Origin of the sequence: Pseudomonas bohemica, assembly GCF_002934685.1 — a bacterium.
Taxonomy (GTDB): domain Bacteria; phylum Pseudomonadota; class Gammaproteobacteria; order Pseudomonadales; family Pseudomonadaceae; genus Aquipseudomonas; species Aquipseudomonas bohemica.
Genome location: NZ_NKHL01000121.1, coordinates 66,015 through 86,115, shown reverse-complemented (window position 1 = coordinate 86,115; position 20,101 = coordinate 66,015). Strand labels below are relative to the sequence as shown.

Annotated in this window: 17 protein-coding genes; 11 read left to right on the top strand and 6 right to left on the bottom strand. The window is 60.2% G+C overall.

What is annotated here, in order from left to right:
- Positions 1-49 precede the first annotated feature (49 nt).
- From CE491_RS27940 to CE491_RS27920, 5 genes are read left to right on the top strand one after another with little or no spacing between them, the layout of a single operon-like run.
- Positions 50-1,186 (top strand): ABC transporter ATP-binding protein, encoded by a 1,137-nt coding sequence (locus CE491_RS27940; protein ID WP_110951556.1) that lies wholly within the window; start codon positions 50-52, stop codon positions 1,184-1,186.
- Between the two features lie 42 nt (positions 1,187-1,228).
- Positions 1,229-2,380, top strand: a complete 1,152-nt coding sequence (locus CE491_RS27935; protein WP_110951555.1) for an ABC transporter substrate-binding protein — start codon at positions 1,229-1,231, stop codon at positions 2,378-2,380.
- Between the two features lie 43 nt (positions 2,381-2,423).
- Complete coding sequence (locus CE491_RS27930; protein ID WP_234407697.1) at positions 2,424-3,350, top strand: ABC transporter permease; 927 nt, start codon at positions 2,424-2,426, stop codon at positions 3,348-3,350.
- A 1-nt stretch (position 3,351) separates the two neighbouring features.
- Complete coding sequence (locus CE491_RS27925) at positions 3,352-4,170, top strand: ABC transporter permease (protein WP_110951554.1); 819 nt, start codon at positions 3,352-3,354, stop codon at positions 4,168-4,170.
- Positions 4,163-5,635 carry an aldehyde dehydrogenase family protein gene (locus CE491_RS27920; RefSeq protein WP_110951553.1) on the top strand — a complete coding sequence of 491 codons (1,473 nt, stop codon included), beginning with the start codon at positions 4,163-4,165 and terminating at the stop codon, positions 5,633-5,635. Before CE491_RS27925 ends, CE491_RS27920 begins: the two co-directional genes overlap by 8 nt.
- 107 nt (positions 5,636-5,742) lie before the next feature.
- Here the strand turns inward: CE491_RS27920 and bioD are convergent, their stop codons facing one another.
- The 5 genes from bioD to bioB form a co-directional block, all read right to left on the bottom strand.
- Complete coding sequence (gene bioD, locus CE491_RS27915) at positions 5,743-6,423, bottom strand: dethiobiotin synthase (RefSeq protein WP_110951939.1); 681 nt, start codon at positions 6,421-6,423, stop codon at positions 5,743-5,745.
- An 88-nt stretch (positions 6,424-6,511) separates the two neighbouring features.
- Positions 6,512-7,360 (bottom strand): malonyl-ACP O-methyltransferase BioC, encoded by an 849-nt coding sequence (gene bioC / locus CE491_RS27910; RefSeq protein WP_407681378.1) that lies wholly within the window; start codon positions 7,358-7,360, stop codon positions 6,512-6,514.
- Positions 7,353-8,084 carry an alpha/beta fold hydrolase gene (locus tag CE491_RS27905; RefSeq protein ID WP_110951551.1) on the bottom strand — a complete coding sequence of 244 codons (732 nt, stop codon included), beginning with the start codon at positions 8,082-8,084 and terminating at the stop codon, positions 7,353-7,355. Before CE491_RS27905 ends, bioC begins: the two co-directional genes overlap by 8 nt.
- Entirely contained in the window at positions 8,077-9,267 is a 1,191-nt protein-coding gene (gene bioF / locus CE491_RS27900; RefSeq protein ID WP_110951550.1) for an 8-amino-7-oxononanoate synthase, read from the bottom strand. The genes CE491_RS27905 and bioF overlap by 8 nt, the downstream gene beginning before the upstream one ends.
- A 189-nt stretch (positions 9,268-9,456) precedes the next feature.
- A complete protein-coding gene (gene bioB, locus CE491_RS27895) occupies positions 9,457-10,512 on the bottom strand; it encodes a biotin synthase BioB (protein ID WP_110951549.1) in 1,056 nt (351 codons plus the stop codon).
- Positions 10,513-10,620: 108 nt separating this feature from the next.
- Between bioB and CE491_RS27890 the strand changes: the two genes are divergently transcribed.
- From CE491_RS27890 to rarD, 5 genes are all read left to right on the top strand, one after another.
- Positions 10,621-11,355 carry a ComF family protein gene (locus tag CE491_RS27890; protein WP_110951548.1) on the top strand — a complete coding sequence of 245 codons (735 nt, stop codon included), beginning with the start codon at positions 10,621-10,623 and terminating at the stop codon, positions 11,353-11,355.
- A 176-nt stretch (positions 11,356-11,531) separates the two neighbouring features.
- Positions 11,532-12,296: a TOBE domain-containing protein gene (locus tag CE491_RS27885; protein ID WP_110951547.1), complete on the top strand. Its 765-nt coding sequence runs from the start codon at positions 11,532-11,534 to the stop codon at positions 12,294-12,296.
- A 104-nt stretch (positions 12,297-12,400) separates the two neighbouring features.
- Positions 12,401-14,329 carry a PhoX family protein gene (locus CE491_RS27880; protein WP_110951546.1) on the top strand — a complete coding sequence of 643 codons (1,929 nt, stop codon included), beginning with the start codon at positions 12,401-12,403 and terminating at the stop codon, positions 14,327-14,329.
- 251 nt (positions 14,330-14,580) lie between these two features.
- The gene (locus CE491_RS27875; RefSeq protein WP_110951545.1) at positions 14,581-15,555 is read left to right on the top strand and encodes a serine/threonine protein kinase; all 975 of its coding nucleotides are present in this window, start codon (positions 14,581-14,583) and stop codon (positions 15,553-15,555) included.
- Positions 15,556-15,724: 169 nt separating this feature from the next.
- Entirely contained in the window at positions 15,725-16,618 is an 894-nt protein-coding gene (gene rarD, locus CE491_RS27870; RefSeq protein ID WP_110951544.1) for an EamA family transporter RarD, read from the top strand.
- Between the two features lie 223 nt (positions 16,619-16,841).
- Here rarD and CE491_RS27865 read toward each other — a convergent pair whose 3' ends face one another.
- A complete protein-coding gene (locus CE491_RS27865; RefSeq protein ID WP_110951543.1) occupies positions 16,842-17,360 on the bottom strand; it encodes a glycine cleavage system protein R in 519 nt (172 codons plus the stop codon).
- A gap of 475 nt (positions 17,361-17,835) precedes the next feature.
- On the opposite strand from CE491_RS27865, the gene CE491_RS27860 reads away from it, so the two are divergent.
- The gene (locus CE491_RS27860; RefSeq protein WP_110951542.1) at positions 17,836-20,013 is read left to right on the top strand and encodes a malate synthase G; all 2,178 of its coding nucleotides are present in this window, start codon (positions 17,836-17,838) and stop codon (positions 20,011-20,013) included.
- Positions 20,014-20,101: the final 88 nt, after the last annotated feature.

Below are 20,101 nucleotides of genomic sequence, written 5' to 3'. Positions count from 1 at the left end.
GTTTGGCCTCCATTGCAGCGACCCATGCACTGGAATGCGAGAGCTAACGATGAGCGACAATCGCCACGAATACGATATCGAGTTCTGCAACGTAGAGAAGCACTACGGCAACCTGAAAGCCGTCGACAATCTCAGTTTTCAGGTCAAGCGCGGTACATTCCATTCTTTTCTCGGCGGCTCGGGTTGCGGCAAGACGACGACGCTGCGGATGATCGCAGGCTTCGATCAGCCAACCCTCGGCGAAGTGCGTCTGGCGGGCAGGAACGTCGCGGGCGTGCCAGCTTTCCAGCGTCCTGTGAACATGGTGTTTCAGCATTACGCGCTGTTCCCGCACATGACCGTGTCGCAAAACATCGCCTACGGCCTGCGCTACCTGGCGCCGCGTCCAGACAAAAAAGAACAGCAGCGCCGCGCAGATCAAGCGCTGGAAATGGTACGCCTGTCCGGCCTCGGCCATCGCAAGCCCAGTGAGTTGTCCGGCGGTCAACAGCAACGTGTTGCGCTGGCCAGAGCGTTGGTCAACAAGCCTACCGTTCTGCTGCTGGATGAACCGCTCGCTGCGCTGGACCGAAAGCTGCGCAAGGAAATGCAATCCGAACTGCTGCGCCTGCAACGGGAAGTCGGCATCACCTTCGTACTGGTGACTCACGACCAGGAAGAAGCGCTGTCCATGAGCGACAGCATCAGTGTCATGCACTGCGGTTCGATCATCCAGACCGCCTCCCCGGAACAACTCTATGAAGCGCCGGCGACACGCTACGTGGCCGACTTCATCGGCGAATCCAATCTGTTCACCGGCACCGTGCGCCATGTGCAAGGCAACTCGGCGTTGCTGCTCACCGAACAAGGCATCGAGCTGCGCAGCCCGATGACACCCAACGGCACGACCCTGAGCGCCAGCGATGAGGGCTGCATCGCGGTACGCCCGGAGCTGATCGACATCGCCGCCCAGGGCAGCCTGCAAGGCCGCGACGTCACGCTTAATGGCTGCGTTGAGGATCGAATATATCTGGGAAACATCACCGAATACCGCGTGCGCACTCAACCATTCGGCATCGTCTGCGTGCGCGTGCAGCGTCAGCACGGCGCCGGCGGCCAAGGTAATTACGACAACGCAGGCTTCGAACACGGAGCGGCTGTACAGGTTGGCTGGAACAATGCCAGTGGCCTGGCCATGGCCTTGTAACCAGTAGGCGATTCACACCACTTAACAGACGGGGAGAATGCTATGGACCAGAAAACCTTTATCAAGACGATGCGCAGTTGGCAGAACGGCTCAATCACCCGCCGCGATTTTCTGGGGCGCACCGGCCTTGGCATCGCTGCAGCGGTCATGGCCACCAACATGCCGGGGCTGCTGAGCGGCAGTACCAGTACAAGCGCATTGGGCGCCGACAAAAACATCGGTGACCGTCTGGGCCTTGCGACCTGGCCGAATTACCACAGCCAGGAAAACCTCGATAACTTCGCCAAAACCACTGGCGCGCGCGTATCGATGAGCGTATTCGGCTCCAACGAAGAGATGCTCGCCAAACTGCAAGCCGGCGGCAGCGGTTGGGACGTCCTGGTGCCGACCAACTACACCATCAGCACCTACGTGAAACTGGGGATGATCGAGCCGCTGGACCTGTCGCGCATTCCCAATTTCGACCCCTCGGCCTTTCAGGAAAAGTTCATGGCCCAAGGCACCGTCGACGGCAAGGTGTACGCCGTGCCGAAAAACTGGGGCACCACCGGCATGGCCTACGACAGCGCCAAACTCAAGGCCAAGCCAACGTCGTGGAAAGAGTTCTGGGCGGTCGCCAAGGATCAGGCCGATGGTCGCACCATGGTTCACGACTATCAGCTGACGGCCATTGGCAACGCGCTGAAATCATTCGGCTACAGCTTCAACTCGCTGGACGCCAAAGAGCTGGCCGATGCCGAGAAGTTGCTAATCGAGGTCAAGCCACACCTATTCGCGATCAACTCCGACATTCAGCCATCCATGCGCAGCGGTGACGCGATTCTGGCCATGTCCTGGACCGGTGATGCCTCCCAGCTGCATCGCGACACTCCCTCCATCGTCTACGCACTGGGCAAGGAAGGCGGTGAGCTGTGGAGCGACTTCTTTGCCATCCCGAAAAGCGCCGAGCACAAGGAAGCCGCCTATGCGTTCATCAACTACCTGCTCGACCCGCAGCACAACAAGCTCGAAGTGCTCGCCCATGGCTACCCCAGCGGCGACAAACGCGTAGATGCCTTGCTGCCACCGGCCATGCTCAACGACCCGATCATGTACCCGGCCGTCGAGCAATTGAGCCCACTGGAGTTCGGCGCTGCCGCCACGCTGACCAGCCCGTTGCGCGCCGAGCTGATGGCCCGCTTCAAGTCCGCCTGATCGAATGCCATCAGAACCCACCATGAGCCGCAAGGAACCTCACATGGATGCCGTCATTTCACCCAACGCCCGGCATGCCGATGCTTCGGACGTGAACATCGAGCGTACGCAAAAGAAACGGCGCAGCCTGGGGCGGCGTATCACCCTGCTGATGCTGTTGCCGTCGACGCTGTGGTTCCTGCTGCTTTTGGTGATGCCGCTGATGATCATTCTGGTATTCAGCTTTGGCGAGCGTAGCGCCGTCGGCGGTTATGCCGGCGGCCTGACGCTGGCCAACTACCTGAACCTCGGTTCCCGTGCGGCTGCATTCAGCAACACGCTGGTGCTGGCGCCGCTGGGCACGCTGGTGTGTTTGCTGGCGGCGTATCCGCTGGCCTACTTTCTCGCGGTCAAGACCGGCAAGAACCGCTCGCTGCTGCTGACGCTGGTGATTGTGCCGTTCTGGACCAGCTTCCTGATCCGCACCTACGCGTGGATTTTCATCCTCAGCGGCAAGGGCATTCCGGCGCTGCTGGCCAGTGTCGGACTCGACGACGTGCGACTGATCAACACGCCTTACGCGGTGCTGATCGGCATCGTTTACGGCTACCTGCCACTGATGGTCTTCCCGATCTACGTCAGCCTTGAAAAACTCGACAAGCGTCTGCTGGAGGCCTCGGCCGATCTCGGCGCCAGCGCATTCGAAAGTTTGCGACGCATCACCCTGCCGCTGGCGGCGCCGGGGATTATTACCGGAGTGATGCTGGTGTTCATCCTGTTAATGGGTGAGTTCCTGATCCCTGCTGTGTTGGGTGGTGGCAAGGTATTTTTCGTCGGCAATGCGCTGGTGGATCTGTTCCTTCAATCGCGCAACTGGCCATTCGGTAGCGCGCTGGCGATGACGCTGGTGACGATCATGCTGTTGATCATCGGCGTGTATCTCAAACTGGTGGCCCGCTACGGCGGCAAGCCTGGCGAAGGGGCGCTCTGACATGTGGTTGCGTACCTATTCCACCTCGCTGTACCTGTTTCTGTACCTGCCCATCGCGCTGATCATGTTGTTCAGCTTCAACGCCGGTCGCAGCGGCCTGGCCTTCGAATGCTGCTCGGTGCAGTGGTTTGGTCGAGCCTTCAGCAACCCGTTCATCATGGAAGCGCTGGGTCACAGTGCGCTGATCGCCAGTTGCTCGGCGGTGCTGGCGACGCTGTTCGGCACGCTGGCGGTTTTCGGTCTGCAACGCGCCGGGGGCAAGGTGCGCATGCTGTTCGATGCGCTGACCTACTGCGCAATCATCATCCCCGGGATCGTCATCGGCATCTCGACATTGATTGCATTCATCAGCCTGTTCGACTTGATCAACCCGCTGTTGGCGCAAGTGATCCCAGGCATCCCAAGACTGAACATGGGCTTCTTTACAGTGGTGGCGGCACACTCGCTGTTCACCATGGCGCTGGTCATGGTGATTGTGCGCAGCCGTGTCGAATCGCTGGATAAAGCGTTGCAAGAAGCGTCCGCCGATCTCTATGCCCCGCCCCTGGAGACCTTCTGGCGCGTGACACTGCCGCAAATCACCCCGGCGATCATGGCGGGTTTCCTGTTGGCGTTCACATTCAGCTTCGACGATTTCATCATCGCCTTCTTCGTCGCAGGACCAGAAACCACCCTGCCGATCTACATCTTTTCGTCGATACGGCGCGGCGTGACGCCGGAAATCAATGCTGTCTCCACCGTGATCATTGGCGCCTCGCTGGCGCTGCTCTTCACGTCCCGTTACCTGCAAAACCGCCGCTCAGGAGCCTCACATGCGTGACCAGTTGTACATCAACGGCGAGTGGGTCAGCCCTGATCTGGGCGGCTACATGGACGTCATCGACCCCGCAACCGAACAGACCCTGCAACGAGTGGCAGCCGGCACTGAGGAGGACATCGATCACGCCGTGCGGGCCGCGCGGCGTGCGTTCGACAGCGACTGGGGCCAGACCACCGGCGCTCAGCGGGCGGTCTGGCTGGAAGCGCTGGCCGATGAGTTGCAAGGCTCGCAGGAGGCCCTGGCAATTCTGGAAGTGCGCGATAACGGCAAGCCGCTACCCGAGGCGCAGTGGGACACCAGTGATGCAATTGCCTGCTTTCGCTATTACGCAGGCCTGGCTCGGAACCTGGATGACCGACAGGACGAGCCGCTGGCGTTGCCCGATGAGCGCTTCCGCTGCCGTATCCGGCTGGAACCCATCGGCGTCGCCGGGCAAATCATTCCGTGGAACTACCCGCTGCTGATGGCCGCCTGGAAGGTCGCGCCAGCATTGGCGGCCGGCGCTACCGTGGTGCTGAAGCCTTCGGAGTTGACGCCGCTGACTGCGCTGGAACTGGCGGGCGCCGCGGACCGCATCGGCCTGCCGGCCGGGGTGCTGAACATCGTGACCGGGCTGGGCACCGATGCGGGCAGCGCGCTGACACTGCACCCCGGCGTCGACAAGCTGGCCTTTACGGGCAGCGTGCCCACCGGCTCGAAAATCATGTCGGCGGCGGCCAGCGATATCAAGAACATCAGTCTGGAGCTGGGTGGAAAATCAGCCCTCATCGTGTTCGACGACGCTGACGTCGAGGCGGCGGTAGAGTGGATTCTCTTCGGAATTTTCTGGAACCAGGGCCAAGTGTGCAGCGCGACATCACGCCTGCTGGTGCAGGAAAACATCGCGCCGCGCTTGATCGAGCGACTGGTCGAGGAAACCCGCAAGATCACCATTGGCCAGGGACTCGAGCCTGGCGTGCTGCTTGGACCGCTGGTCAGTCGCGGCCAGTACGAGAAAGTGCTGGGCTTCGTCGATCAGGGCATCGCCAGCGGCGCCCGTCTGCTTATCGGCGGTAAACGACCGCCGCATCTGGCGCAGGGTTATTTCATGGAGCCTGCAATCTTCGAAGAACCCGCACACAACAGCATCGTCTGGCGTGAGGAAATATTCGGACCGGTGCTATGCGTCAAGCGCTTCAAGGACGAGCAACAAGCAGTACAAATGGCCAACGCCAGCCGTTTCGGGCTTGCCGCGGCAGTAATGAGCGCCGATCCGCAACGCGCAACGCGGGTGGCCAATCACCTGCGCGCTGGCATCGTCTGGGTCAATTGCTCACAACCGACGTTCGTCGAAGCGCCCTGGGGCGGGATGAAGCACAGCGGCATTGGCCGAGAATTGGGGCAATGGGGGCTGGATAATTACCTGGAGGTCAAGCAGGTAACCGAGTACATCAGCGAGCAGGCTTGGGGGTGGTATATCAAATGAGGTTCAAATGCCGACCTCGCCGCAATTGCTTTCGATTCTGGCCGCAGGGCGTAGGAGCAAGCTGCGCTCCTACGCCCTGCGACCAGGAGCGACGTGTTGCACTGGTGCTAATCCAGCAGTTCCAGATGCAAATGCTCGGCAACGCTCTCCGGTGTGGCTTTTTTCATGTACGGCACACGCCCCAGACAGGGCGCAGGCAAGCGCTCGGCCAGGGTGGCGAGGTTCTCTTCCAGCCGAGAAGTCTTCGGGTCGATGATGTTCGCTACCCATCCCGCCAGTTGCAGCCCGTCGCTGGCAATGGCTTCGGCAGACAGCAGCGCGTGGCTGATGCAGCCCAGACGCACACCCACCACCAGAATCACCGGCAGCTTCAGCGCAATGGCCAGACCCGATAGATTGGCCTGATCCGCAAGCGGCACACGCCAGCCTCCCGCGCCTTCGATAAGAGTGAAGTCGGCCTTTTTGTCGAGAATGTGACGCATCGGGCCAAGCAGCGATTGCACGGTCAACGCGACGCCAGCTTCGCGGGCCGCCAGATGCGGTGCGATGGCGGGTTCGAAGGCAACCGGGTTGACCTCGTCGTAGCTCAACTCGATCGAACATTCGGCACGCAACGCGACCGCATCGGCATTACGCAGGCCCTTGGGCTTCACGTCGCAGCCCGAGGCCACGGGTTTGCCTGCCGCCGTGCTCAATCCCGATTGTCGCGCCGCATAGAGCAACCCTGTGGCAATGGTGGTTTTACCGACATCGGTATCGGTTCCCGTGATGAAATATGCAGCACTCATCTTGGCGACCATCCGTTCAGATATTTCAAACTATTGCTCACTCAACTATAGCGCTCAGAGGAACAGCGCTCGCAAAACCGGTCATTTTTTAAACGGCCGCAGGCTTTTCCAACACGCCGTAAACCACTTGATAAGTTGCAGGCAGGCCTTTGTCCTGGCGGAACCCTTCGTAGGCGGCAATCAGCGCCTGAATTCGCGCCCGGCCAGTCAAACCTCCCGGGCGGCCCGGATTGATATTGTGTGCGCCGAGCGCCTTGAGTTCGTGGGTCAGGCTGCGCACATCCGGGTAATGCAGCACGTGGGGCAATACATCCAGGCTGCGAACCTGCAGGCCACTTGCGGCGCAGAATCGCTGGTAGTGTGCCAACTCGCGGAAACGGTTGACGTGAACCATGCCGTCCACTGCCTGCCAGCTATCGCGCAGTTCATACAGGGTGCCAACGCACAGACTGGCAAAGCCGAAAACGCCTCCGGGCCGCAATACCCGCTCGGCCTCTGCGAGCACAGAGGCAAAATCCGAGCACCATTGCACAGCCAGACTCGAAAACATCAGCTCGACGCTGCCATCGCGCAGTGGCAGATTTTCCGCGTCGCCGGCCACGTAGTGCAGGGCGCCGCCAAGCGGTCGGGCATGATTGAGCATGCCTTCGGCGATATCCAGCGCGACACCTTCACTCTCGGGGAATCGCGCTGCCAACATCCGGCTGAAATAACCGGTGCCACTGCCCAGATCGAGCCAGCGATCAGGCGTGATTTCAGGCAGCCGCGCCATCAATTCGGTTCCGACCGCACGCTGCAACTCGGCGACGCTGTCGTAACTGGCCGCAGCCCTGGAAAAAGATGCCGCCACCTGACGCTTGTCCGGCAGATGGCTCTGGTTGTTCGCCTGTTGCTGTTTCACGGCCTTCATTACCGCGCAGTGGGAAAGATCAGTCATCACCGGACTCATGTAGGAACGCCTGGACCGCTGCGGCCACGCCGTGGGGGTTTTCCAGGATGAATGCGTGGCTGGCCTGCTCGATCACGCCCACTTCGATGTCGGGCAAGAGATTGAGCAGATCGGCCGACGCTTCGGCAGGCACCAACGCATCGAGGCCACCAAACAGGTGCAGTTGCGGACCGCGATAGGCCTGCAATGCGGCTCGGGTGTCCATTTGTTCGAGCAGCTTCAGGCCTTCGATCAGGCCGTTGCTGGAGCCCAGAGGCGCGCCAGCCTTGAGTTGTCGCGACAATGCCCGGGGTTCTTCGGCGCCCTGCACGCACAGCAGACTGAAACGCTTTAGGGTGGCGCTCGGGTCGGTTTTGCAGCCGGCGATGAAGGCGTCGAAGTCGGTCTGGGGCATCGCGTTCGGCCATTGACTGCGAGCCACGAAACACACGTTGCTGGCAAAGGTTGCCAGGCCGCAGCAACGCTCACCGCGCCGCGCCGCCAGCTCGGCTGCGAGCATGCCGCCCAGAGACCAGCCGCCCAACCAGACGTTGTCCGGCAAGGTCGAGTCCAGTTCGTCGAGCCAGTCGCTCAGGTCGTCATTGTCCAGATCCGGCAACGGTTCGATCTCGACCCGCAGATGTTCGTCCAGCCCGCGCAGCGCCGCCGCCAACGGCTCCAGAGGCGAAACGCCAAGCCCCCAGCCCGGCAGCAGGATCAACCGATCACGCATGTTGTGGCTCCACCGTATCACTCATCCCCAGCAGCGGATAACACTGCTCCAGTGCTTCCAACAATAGCTGGACCTGGGCTTCGCTGTGGGCTGCGGAGAGGGTGACGCGCAAACGCGCGCTCCCTGCTGGCACGGTAGGTGGACGAATCGCCGTAACCATCAGCCCACGTTCACGCAACATCTGAGACAGGCGCAGGGCCCGGCCACTGTCGCCAATCAGGATCGGCTGAATCGGCGTGAAGCTGTCCATCAACTCCAGGCCAAGGGCCTGCGCGCCATTGCGGAACTGCTTGATCAGCGCCTGTAAATGCTCCCGTCGCCAATGCTCACTGCGCAGCAATTCGAGGCTTTTCAGGGTTGCGCAGGCCAGAGCGGGCGGCTGGCTGGTGGTGTAGATGTACGGACGGGCGAACTGGATCAGGGTTTCGATCAGTTCTTCGCTGCCAGCGACGAACGCGCCTGCAGTGCCGAAGGATTTACCGAGGGTGCCGATCAGCACCGGCACCTCCTCGGTGCTCAAGCCGAAGTGCTCGACAATACCCGCGCCGTTCGCGCCAAGCGGCCCGAAGCCGTGGGCATCATCGACCATCAGCCAGGCGTTTTTCGCTTTCGCAACCTTGGCCAGCGCAGGCAAATCGGCTATGTCGCCATCCATGCTGAACACGCCGTCGGTGACCACCAGGGTATCGCCCACGGCCTTTTCTAGTCGGGTATTCAGGCTCTCAGGATCGTTGTGCAGATAGCGGGAGAAACGCGCGCCGCTGAGCAAACCGGCGTCCAGCAGTGAAGCGTGGTTGAGGCGGTCTTCCAGCACGGTATCGCCCTGCCCCACCAGCGCCGTGACGGCGCCGAGGTTGGCCATGTAACCGTTGGAAAACAGCAAGGCCCGAGGGCGGCCGGTGAGATCGGCCAGGGCTTCTTCGAGTTCGTGATGCGGCGTGCTGTGGCCAATGACCAGATGTGAAGCCCCGCCACCCACGCCCCAACGTTCGGCACCGGCCTTCCACGCGGCGACGACGTCGGGGTGGTTGGCCAGGCCCATGTAGTCGTTGTTGCAGAAAGCCAGCAACGGCTTGCCGTCGACCACCACTTCAGGGCCTTGCGGGCTCTGCAGCAGCGGGCGTTGACGGTAAAGGTGTTCGGCACGACGGGCAGCGAGACGTGCGCTCAGATCGAAAGACATGCAGGCCTCGTGGGTGTTCTTGGGGAGATCAACGCCGATGATACTCGGAGGGCTTGAAACCCCGTGGGAGTGAGCTTGCTCACGAAGGGGTCAGGCCCGCCAACATCAAATGCCAAATGTAACGTCCTATTCGTGAGCACGCTCATTCCCACAGAAAGCGGTGTTCACACAATAAGCAATGCGTCAGCTTCAAACCGCAGCGTCGTAAAACATCTCGCTGCTCTTGTGCTCGATCAGAGCCTGTTCGATCGCCGCCTGATGCACTTCGTCTGAATGCTCTTCACGCGCTTCCGGCTGGATGCCCAGACGCGAGAACAGCAGCATGTCCTTGTCAGCCTGCGGGTTGGCGGTGGTCAGCAGTTTGTCGCCGTAGAAAATCGAGTTGGCGCCAGCGAAGAACGCCAGGGCCTGCATCTGATCATTCATGGCTTCGCGGCCCGCGGACAGGCGCACATGGGATTGCGGCATCAGGATGCGCGCCACCGCCAGCATGCGGATAAAGTCGAAAGGATCGACGTCTTCAGCGTTCGCCAGCGGTGTACCGGCCACTTTTACCAGCATGTTGATCGGCACCGATTCCGGGTGCTCCGGCAGGTTGGCCAGTTGAATCAGCAGATTGGCGCGGTCGTCCAGCGATTCGCCCATGCCCAGAATGCCACCTGAGCAGATTTTCATGCCCGCATCGCGCACGTAAGCCAAGGTCTGCAGGCGCTCGCTGTAAGTGCGGGTGGTGATGATGCTGGTGTAAAAATCCGGTGAGGTGTCGAGGTTGTGGTTGTAGTAGTCCAGCCCGGCGTCGGCCAGTGCTTTGGTCTGATCCTGATCGAGCTTGCCCAGGGTCATGCAGGTTTCCAGGCCCATGGCCTTCACACCTTTGACCATCTCCAGCACGTACGGCATGTCTTTGGCCGAAGGATGTTTCCACGCGGCGCCCATGCAGAAACGGGTCGAACCGATGGCCTTGGCGCGCGCGGCTTCTTCCAGCACCTGCTGGACCTGCATCAGCTTTTCTTTCTCAAGCCCGGTGTTGTAGTGACCGGACTGCGGGCAGTACTTGCAGTCTTCCGGGCAGGCGCCGGTCTTGATCGACAACAGGGTGGAGACCTGAACGCGGTTGGCGTCGAAATGAGCGCGATGCACGGTTTGCGCCTGAAACAGCAGGTCATTGAAGGGCTGTGTGAACAGCGCCCTGACCTCGGCTAAGGTCCAGTCGTGACGCAAAGTGGCATTGATGCTGGCGCTCATGGGCGGCTCCTTGATGTTTTTGGCGAGTACCCGGGTGGTTCGGCTCAATCGGCAAACCCTAAAGTCCACAGGCGCAACACGGATGTTCGGCATATTTAAGGAAGAGACATGCGCTGTCAACCACACAACGGACATCAGGTTTACATCTGGTTAAAAAACGTACAAACCTGCCTGCTCTGCGATGAACAAACCGATTCCGACACTCCAATCTGCACGGCGTGCGAGAGCGATCTGCCTTGGCTGATCGACCAATGCGAGCGCTGCGCTCTGCCGCTGTCGATCTGCGGGCTGACCTGTGCGCAATGCACACGCCAACCTCCCGCGTTCGACGAAGTCATCGCTGCGTGGCTTTACGACTTCCCTATCGACGCGTTGGTCACACGCTTCAAACATCAGGGCAAGTGGCCGCTGGGACGCTTGCTCGCCGAGCTGCTCGGTCTGAGCTTGCAGCATCGCTTTGATGAGGGCCTTGCGAGGCCCGACCTGATGATTCCGGTGCCGCTGGCCAACAGAAGACTGCGCCAGCGCGGTTACAACCAGGCGGCGATGCTGGCGAACTGGCTGAGCTCACAGTTGGGTTTACCCGTTGATGAACGGCTGATCAAGCGTGTGAAAGAAACCCCTGCGCAACAAGGGCTGGGTGCCAAGGCGAGAAAGCGCAATCTGCGTGATGCGTTTGTTCTGACAGCCCCTGCTCGGGTGACGGGTAAGCATGTTGCCCTGATCGATGATGTTCTAACTACCGGCTCCACCGCCGACGCGCTGGCCCGGCTATTGAGCAAGGCAGGTGCGAGAAAGGTGGATGTGTATTGCCTGGCGCGGACGCCGAAGCCTGGGGATTGATGCCATCTCACGATGCGACGTAGTTATTGCAGGACCACGATTGCGGTGTGCCGGCCAATGCAGTAATTGCCTGATCTGACGCTTTGGCGGCTAGCGTGCTCCCACGTACGGGAACCAAGCGACGATCATTTGGCTTACACTCCGCCCCCATCATCACAAGACAACATCTGGCCGATATGTCCCTACCGCCCTCCCTCACGCAACACATGGTCCGCCGCCCGCACCGCATCGCGTTGCTGCAGCACATTGCCGAGCAGGGCTCGATCACCCGCGCGGCGAAAAGCGCGGGGCTCAGTTACAAGGCGGCGTGGGATGCGATCGACGAGCTGAACAATCTGGCGCAGAAACCGCTCGTCGAGCGCAGCGTCGGTGGGCGCGGCGGCGGCGGCGCGAGGTTGTCGGCAGAAGGCGAGCGGGTGCTGCGGCTTTATCAACGCTTGCAGGCGCTGCAGACCCAGTTGCTGGAAACGCCGGAGGAATCCAGCGACCTGGCCCTGCTCAGTCGCCTGATGCTGCGCACCAGCGCGCGCAATCAGTTGCACGGTCAGGTCGCGAGCATCACGCCGTTCGGGCGCAACGACATGATCCGCCTGACCCTCGCGGGCGGGCTGTCCCTCGATGCGCAGATCACCCACGACAGCACGCTGCGCCTGGAGCTGGGGATTGGCACTGACGTGTTCGCCCTGATCAAGGCCAGTTGGCTGGAGTTGCTGGCGCCCGATCAAGCGGTTACAACTGGACACAATTGTCTTAGCGGCAAAATCGACGAGATTCTGGACGGCGAAGACGGCCCCAGCGAAGTCAGAATCGGCCTTCCCAGCCGTCAGACGTTGTGCGCGGTGGCCGAACCGGATCTCTTGAAAGCGTTGGAACTGAAGGTCGGCAGCGAGGTGAAGGTGCAGTTCGCGCCGTCCTATGTGCTGATTGGCACCCCGCTGTAATTGCTGCACAACGGCTAACCACACGATCAACGTCGTCATCGGACGGACACAATAGCGTCATCCGGGCTGAATAAGGTTTGCGCCAAAACCGCAGGAAGCCCGTGATGAAATTACTCGAAGACAACCAGTCCACCGACCTCGAAACGCTGGTTATGGAAAACAGGGTGGGGCTCACCCGCCGTGGCTTCATCAGCGCGGGCGCTCTGTGCGGCGCCGCGATGTTTCTGGGCGGCAATCTGCTTAGCCGCAGCGTGATGGCCGCCAGCGTCAGCGCCGCGAACAGCACATTGCTCGGGTTCGACAGTATCCCCTCCTCCACCGCCGACAACATCAGCCTGCCATCGGGTTACAAATCCTCGGTCCTGATCAGTTGGGGTCAGCCACTGCATACCGGGGGCCCGGCCTTTGACCCTAGCGGCAAGGGCACTGCCAAAGCGCAGGAGTTGCAGTTCGGCGACAACAACGACGGCATGAGCCTGTTCACCTTCCCCGGCGACGATGCCGACAACGCCACGCGCGCACTGATGGCGATCAACAACGAATACACCAATTACCGCTACCTGTTCGGACACGGCAAGGATCCGCAATCGGCCGCCGACGTGCACAAGGCGTTGGCCAGCGAAGGCGTTTCGGTGATCGAAGTGAAGCGTGAGAGCGGTCATTGGACGTTCGTTCAAAGCTCGAAATACAACCGCCGCATTCATGGCAATACGCCGATCCAATTGAGCGGTCCGGCTGCCGGTCATGAATGGCTAAAGACCGCCGCCGACCAAACAGGTAAGCATGTGCTCGGTACTTTCCAGAACTGCGCCAATGGCAAGACGCCCTGGGGTACTTATCTGACATGCGAAGAGAACTTCACCGACTGCTTTGGCAGCAGTGATCCTGCGCAAACCTTCGACGCAGCTGCCAAGCGATACGGCGTAGTCGCCAGCAGTAAGGAAGTGAACTGGCACCCTCACGATCCTCGCTTCGATGTGGCAAAGAACCCCAACGAATTCAATCGCCACGGCTGGGTGGTGGAAATCGACCCGTTTGATCCGAAGTCCACCCCGGTCAAACGCACGGCGCTGGGTCGCTTCAAACATGAGAACGCGGCGCTCACCGAAACCAGGGATGGCCGCGTAGTGGTGTACATGGGCGACGATGAACGGGGCGAGTTCATTTACAAGTTCATCAGCCGCGACAAGGTCGATCACAAGACTCCGAAGGCCAATCGCGACATCCTCGACCACGGCACCTTGTACGTGGCGCAGTTCGATAACGGCGACAGCAACGCCGATCATCCAAAGGGCCAGGGCAAGTGGATTGAGCTGACCCACGGCAGGAACGGGCTCGACGCTGCCAGCGGTTTTGCCAGTCAAGCCGAGGTGCTGATTCACGCGCGTCTTGCGGCAAGCCTGGTCAAGGCGACGCGCATGGACCGGCCGGAATGGATCGTGGTCAGCCCCCAGGACGGTCAGGTCTATTGCACGCTGACCAACAATGCCAAGCGCGGGGAAGAGGGTCAGCCGGTTGGCGGGCCCAATCCTCGGGAGAAGAATCAGTACGGGCAGATTCTGCGCTGGCAGGAAACGGGCTCGGACGCCGCATCGATGGATTTTGCCTGGGATCTGTTCGTAGTAGCAGGCAATCCCGGTGTACATGCGGGCAAACCTCAGGCCGGTTCGAGCAATATCAACCCTCAGAACATGTTCAACAGCCCGGATGGCCTGGGTTTCGACAAGGCGGGCCGGCTTTGGATTCTGACGGACGGGGATTACTCGAACGCCGGGGATTTTGCCGGTATGGGTAATAACCAGATGCTTTGCGCCGATCCTGCCAGCGGCGAGATTCGCCGGTTCATGGTCGGGCCGGTGGGCTGCGAAGTGACCGGCATCAGCTTCGCTCCGGACCAGAAGGCGCTGTTCGTGGGGATTCAGCACCCTGGCGAAAAAGGCGGCTCGACCTTTCCCGAGCATTTGCCTAACGGCAAGCCAAGGTCTTCGGTGATGGTGATCACGCGGGAAGATGGTGGGGTGATTGGAGGATAACGGTTCCACCGCCTATTCCAGGGGCGATAGAACAACTGAGGGAGTGAGCTTGCTCACGAAGGCGCACTTTCAGGCGACAAAAGCGCTGCGTCGGTGATGGCCCTTTCGTGAGCAAGCTCACTCCCACGGGGATCTGCGCAATCACATGCTCCCGCCTCTTATCCGTGGGGCGTAACCGGTGTGTCAGGCACTGCGCACCTGAGTTACCATGGCTGGCCCGACGCGGCAGCCTGCTGCGCGCAGGAGTAAGCATGGCCCACCCGTTTGCAACACTCACACCTGACCTTGTGCTGGACGCCGTTGAAAGCATCGGTTTTGTCAGCGACGCACGGATTCTCGCGCTCAACAGCTATGAGAATCGTGTCTATCAGGTTGGCATTGATGAAAGCCAGCCGCTTATCGCCAAGTTCTACCGCCCTAACCGCTGGACCAGCGAAGCCATCCTCGAAGAGCACAGCTTCACTGCTGAGCTGGCCGACGTGGAAATCCCGGTGGTCGCGCCCCTTGTTCACAATGGCCAGACCCTGTTCGAACACGCGGGGTTTCGTTTCACTCTATTCCCGCGTCGCGGCGGCCGCGCCCCTGAGCCGGGTAACTTGGACCAGCTCTATCGTCTCGGCCAACTCTTGGGCCGGATTCACGCGGTCGGCGCCACTCGCCCGTTCGAGCATCGTGAAGCGCTGGGCGTTAAGAACTTCGGTCACGACTCGCTTAATTACCTGCTGGAAAACAACGTGATCCCGCGCAGCCTGCTGCCTGCGTACGAGTCGGTGGCCAAGGATCTGCTCAAGCGTGTGGAAGACGTCTACGCCGCCACGCCGCATCAGAACATCCGCATGCACGGCGACTGTCACCCCGGCAACATGATGACCCGCGACGAGATCTTCCACATCGTCGATCTCGACGACTGCCGCATGGGGCCGGCCGTGCAGGACATCTGGATGATGCTCGCTGGAGATCGTCAGGATTGTCTGAGTCAGTTGTCGGAATTGATGGATGGCTACAACGAATTCCACGATTTCGACCCACGTGAGCTGGCGTTGATCGAACCGCTTCGCGCCCTGCGTCTGCTGCATTACAGTGCCTGGCTCGCCCGCCGCTGGGACGACCCGGCGTTCCCTCACAGCTTTTCCTGGTTCGGCACCGAACGCTATTGGGGCGATCAGGTGTTGGCCCTGCGCGAGCAGTTGTCCGCGCTGAATGAGGAGCCGTTGAAGCTGTTTTGAAGTGAGTCTCAAACCCCGCAGCAGTCCGGCTTGCCGGTGTAGGGACTTCACTGACGCCATCGCCGGCAAGCGGGACTGCTACAACGGTGAACGTGACGGCCACCGTGTTTGGATCGAGCCGAAAATACCGCCCGCACCACACTACAAAAAACTTGCCGAAGGACCACCCATGCAAGCTGCCAACCCGCGTCGCGGGTACATTCTTGGCCTTAGCGCCTACATCATCTGGGGATTGTTTCCGATCTACTTCAAGCTGCTTTCTGCAGTGCCTGCTCTGGAAATCATCGTCAATCGCGCGATCTGGTCGGCAATCTTCGGCTCGCTGCTGTTGCTGGTCTGGAAACATCCCGGCTGGTGGCAAGAACTGAGAGACAACCCGCGGCGCCTGGCCGTTCTAGCGGTAAGCGGCTGTCTGATTGCAGCCAATTGGCTGATCTATGTCTGGGCGGTCAATAGCAACCACATGGTCGAAGCCAGCCTGGGTTACTTCATCAACCCGCTGATCAACGTGATGCTGGGCATGGTACTGCTGCGCGAAAGGCTGCGACCGTTGCAATGGATGGCGGTGATCCTCGCGCTCATCGGCGTTGCGCAACAGGTCTGGCAGGTCGGCAGCCTGCCCTGGATTTCGCTGGCACTGGCGCTCACCTTTGGTTTCTACGGGTTGATTCGCAAAAAAGCCCCGGTCGCGGCATTGCCGGGGTTGGTGGTGGAAACCTGGATTCTGGTGCCGCTGGCGGTTGGCTGGTTGCTGTTCAACCCAATGGCGCATAGTGCACAGGCGGAATTCTGGACCACGTCGCAGGCTATCTGGCTGGCGGCGGCAGGCCCGGTAACGCTGGTGCCGCTGGTGTGTTTCAACGCCGCCGCCCGGCATTTGCCTTATGCCACGCTGGGCTTTTTGCAGTACATCGCGCCGACGCTGGTGCTGTCACTGGCGGTACTGATCTTCGGCGAACACATGCCTTCAGCGACGCTGGTGACCTTCTGCTTCATCTGGCTCGGCCTGATCATCTACAGCGTCGACGCCTGGATGGCTACACGACGCCGCAACGCACGTTGATCAAATAATGGACACCACGCTGCAGGCCACGCCACGCCTGGCCTGCAGCGATGTTTGCTCAGGTTATCCACAAGCTCGTTCAACCTATTTGTGCACAAGCTGTTGAATTTGCTGTTTTTTTGATCAATAGCCGCAGGGCATTGGTTCACGTAGCCTGCAGGGCTGTATCCGCAGGTTATCCACAGGCAGGCTTATGAAAAAACTGGATAACTCATTCACTCGCTCAATCCTCAGCCTTGATCTTCAACTCAACCATCAACTCATCCGCCAAGGTTTCCAGCCGCTCCTGCAAATCATCCAGCGACAAGTTCAGCGGCAAGCCCAGTAAGGCGTTGGCGCGGAACAGGGTCTCGCTGCTCATCGGCGCGGGTTCGACGTTCGTCACCAGTTGTTCGACATTAACCCCTTGCTCCGTCAGCAGTCGCGTCACATCACGCACAATTCCGGGTCGGTCGTTACCCACCAGTTCCATGTTGATGGGCTTGGAGTGCGACGCGGGCTCAGCGCCGATTTCAGCGAACTGCACGCGGATGCCGTAGGACGAAAGTCCCTGCAACGCGCTACGCAATTGCGCCTGAGACTCGGCGGGCACATCCACTCTGAGAATCCCCGCGAACTGCCCAGCCATGTGAGTCATGCGGCTTTCCAGCCAATTACCACCGTGATCTGCAATGCATGATGCGATCTGTTCGACCTGCCCCGGTTTGTCCGGGGCAAATACGGTGACGATGAGATGATCCACGGTCCACTCCTTCTATATACATATCCACTGCCCGGTTTCCCGTGCCTGCGTGGTGGTCGGACAAGTATAGGCAAGACCTCGAAGTGCGCCGGGATGCTTCCTGAGGAAACAATTTGTGTACCATTTCCATAATTCTCTGGAACAATTCACCGTTTTTTTGAGAACATCCGTAACCTCGACGTGACCATTGGTGAAAATCTGGTCGCTCGGTGACATATTTAGTCTGATTTTCACATCGCGACTCATCATGTAGTATTCCGCCGCGTTCACTACATAAACGTTGGGAAGATGCCTGACCCAGCATCGCCGCTCGATGAAACCTGTTGCGCATAATGCATGCGGGCTTTCGTTCAGGTGCCCCGGCCCAGCCGCCCGCAATGGCATGTTCTGGCGGGGGTAAGCAGCGATGTCGATGGCTTTAACAAAAGCGCGCTCGAGAATGAAGCGCAGATAGCTGAGCAGAGTGAGGCAAGCAATGACTGAACACGTTCAAGTCGGTGGCCTTCAGGTCGCCAAAGTCCTTCTGGATTTCGTGAACAACGAAGCCCTTCCTGGAACCGGTATCGAAGCCGCCGCGTTCTGGGCCGGTGCCGACAAGCTCATCCACGAGCTGGCGCCGAAGAACAAAGCCCTACTCGCCAAACGTGACGACTTCCAGGCGCGCATCGATGCCTGGCACCAGTCCAATGCCGGCAAGGCCCACGACGCCACGGCATACAAGGCTTTCCTGCAGGAAATCGGTTATCTGCTGCCAGAAGCAGCGGACTTCCAGGTCACGACGCAAAACGTCGATGAAGAAATTGCATCCATGGCCGGCCCGCAATTGGTGGTCCCGGTGATGAACGCCCGCTTCGCGCTGAACGCCTCGAATGCCCGTTGGGGCTCGCTGTACGACGCGCTGTACGGCACCGACGCCATCTCTGAAGAAGGCGGCGCGGAAAAAGGCAAGGGTTACAATAAGGTCCGCGGCGATAAAGTCATCGCCTTCGCCCGCGCCTTCCTCGACGAAGCCGCGCCACTGGCTGCAGGCTCTCACGTTGATTCCACGAGCTACAAGATCGGCGACGGTGTGCTGATCGTCGGTTTGAAAGGCGGCAGTAACACTGGCCTGCGTGACGACGCACAGTTGATCGGCTTCCAGGGCGAAGCATCCGCTCCAACCGCGCTGCTGCTCAAGCACAACGGCCTGCACTTCGAAATCCAGATCGATGCCACAAGCCCCATTGGCCAGACCGATGCCGCCGGCGTCAAAGACGTACTGATGGAAGCCGCACTGACCACCATCATGGACTGTGAAGACTCCATCGCCGCAGTCGACGCCGACGACAAGGTCGTGGTCTATCGCAACTGGCTCGGCCTGATGAAGGGCGATCTGTCCGAAGAAGTTTCCAAAGGCGGCACGAGCTTCACCCGCACCATGAACCCTGACCGCGTGTACACCTCGCCCAAGGGCGAGCCGGTGACGCTGCACGGCCGTTCGCTGTTGTTCGTGCGCAACGTCGGTCACCTGATGACCATCGATGCGATCCTCGACAATCAAGGCAACGAAGTGCCCGAAGGCATTCTCGACGGCCTGCTGACCAGCCTGGCCGCGATCCACAACCTCAAGGGCAACACCTCGCGCGCCAACAGCCGCAGCGGTTCGGTCTACATCGTCAAACCGAAGATGCACGGCCCTGAAGAAGTGGCGTTCACCAACGAGCTGTTTGGCCGAATCGAAGAAGTCCTGAGCCTGCCGCGCAACACACTGAAGGTCGGGATCATGGACGAGGAACGCCGCACGACGGTCAACCTCAAGGCCTGTATCAAGTCCGCCAGCGAGCGCGTGGTGTTCATCAACACCGGCTTCCTGGACCGTACGGGTGACGAGATTCACACCTCGATGGAAGCTGGCCCGGTGGTACGCAAGGCGCAGATGAAGGCCGAGAAGTGGATCGCTGCGTATGAAAACTCCAACGTCGATATCGGCTTGAAGTGTGGCCTGCAGGGGCGTGCGCAGATCGGTAAAGGCATGTGGGCAATGCCCGATCTGATGGCAGCGATGCTGGAACAGAAAATCGCTCACCCACTGGCCGGCGCCAATACGGCGTGGGTGCCATCGCCGACCGCGGCGGCACTGCACGCGTTGCATTATCACAAGGTCGACGTGTTCGCGCGTCAAGCTCAATTGGCTCAGCGCGCACCCGCCTCGGTCGATGACATCCTGACCATCCCGCTGGCGCCGAACACCAACTGGACACCCGAAGAGATCCAGAATGAACTGGACAATAACGCCCAGGGCATCCTCGGTTACGTGGTGCGTTGGATCGATCAGGGCGTGGGTTGCTCGAAAGTGCCGGACATCAATGACATCGGGCTGATGGAGGACCGTGCGACGTTGCGTATCTCCAGCCAGCACATTGCCAACTGGTTGCGTCACGGCGTGGTCAACGAGCAACAAGTGATGGAAAGCCTCAAGCGCATGGCGCCAGTGGTCGACCGCCAGAACGCCAGCGACGTGCTGTATCGCCCGCTGGCGCCAGACTTCGACAGCAACATCGCCTTCCAGGCGGCCGTTGAGCTGGTGATCGAAGGCACCAAACAGCCGAACGGCTACACCGAGCCGGTGCTGCATCGCCGTCGTCGGGAGTTCAAGGCGAAGAACGGGTTGTAATTCAGCAGTAAACAAAAAGGCGGCGTTCCTACATGGCACGCCGCTTTTTTCATTGCCAGCAAATACAGTAGAAGCGCGCTTGCCCGCG